This window comes from Mangrovitalea sediminis, from assembly GCF_002514725.1.
GTDB lineage: Bacteria > Pseudomonadota > Gammaproteobacteria > Pseudomonadales > Oleiphilaceae > Mangrovitalea > Mangrovitalea sediminis.
Genome location: NZ_NTLB01000014.1, coordinates 1 through 1,079, shown reverse-complemented (window position 1 = coordinate 1,079; position 1,079 = coordinate 1). Strand labels below are relative to the sequence as shown.

Sequence of the window (1,079 nt, the reverse complement as noted above, 5' to 3'; positions counted from 1 at the left end):
GCGGGTGTTGTAGATTTTCCGTTTCACCCGTTCGCGCTTAAGCAACTGGAAAAAGCTCTCTGCGACAGCGTTGTCGTGACAGTTGCCGCGCCGGCTCATGCTCCCCTCCAAACCATGCACCTTGAGGAAGGCGCTCCAGTCATGACTCGTGTACTGGCTGCCCTGATCCGAGTGGACAACAACCTTGCTTGTCGGCTTGCGACGCCAGACGGCCATCAGCAACGCATCCAGCACCAAGTCCTTGGTGATCCGTGACTGCATCGACCAGCCGATGACTCGACGTGAGAACAGGTCCAGCACCACCGCCAGATACAGCCAGCCCTCGTGGGTACGAATATGGGTGATATCCGTCACCCAGCCCTCATTCGGCGCGCTCGGGTTGAACTGTCGCTGTAAGAGATTAGGCGTTACCTTGTGCACATGCCCCGCCTTATGGCGAGGCTTCCGGTAACCGACTTGAGCTTGTATCCCTGCACAGCGCATCAAGCGATGAACCCGGTTGGGGCCACACTGTTCGCCACACTCGCGCAAATCACTGTGGATCTTGCGGTACCCATATACCGCCCCAGATTCCAACCAGAACTGCTTGATCAGCCCGGACAAGCGCTCATCGTCCCGACATCGCTTCGAACGCGACACACGCTTCCAGGCATAGAATCCGCTGGGATGGACGTCCAGCAAATCACAGAGTCGACGAACCGGCCATTGCTCCCCATGCGCGGCGATAAATGCGTACCTCACTCGGACTGTTTGGCGAAGTACGCCGCGGCTTTTTTTAGGATGTCGCGCTCCTCAGTGACGCGCTTCAACTCCTTCTGCAACCGCCGGATCTCGGCCTGTTCATCAGCCTTGGCCTGATGCTGAGTGGCCTCAGGACCGTACTTCTTCAGCCAAGCGTACAAGCTGTGGGCTGTAACACCTAGCCGACTGGCCACCTGGGCCACGCTGTGGCCCCGGTCAGTTATCTGGCGGACGGCTTCAATCTTGAATTCTTCGGGATAACGTTTGCTGCTCATGAGCACCTCTCTGATAGCCATTGTGTATGGCTGATAGGTGTCTAGCAAACTGGTGGCGATTCA

The 1,079-nt window shown here is 57.4% G+C and carries 1 pseudogene; it reads right to left on the bottom strand.

The window, feature by feature from the left end:
• Positions 1 to 1,016: pseudogene (locus CLR77_RS19885) on the bottom strand (IS3 family transposase); the annotation flags it as partial.
• Positions 1,017 to 1,079: the final 63 nt, after the last annotated feature.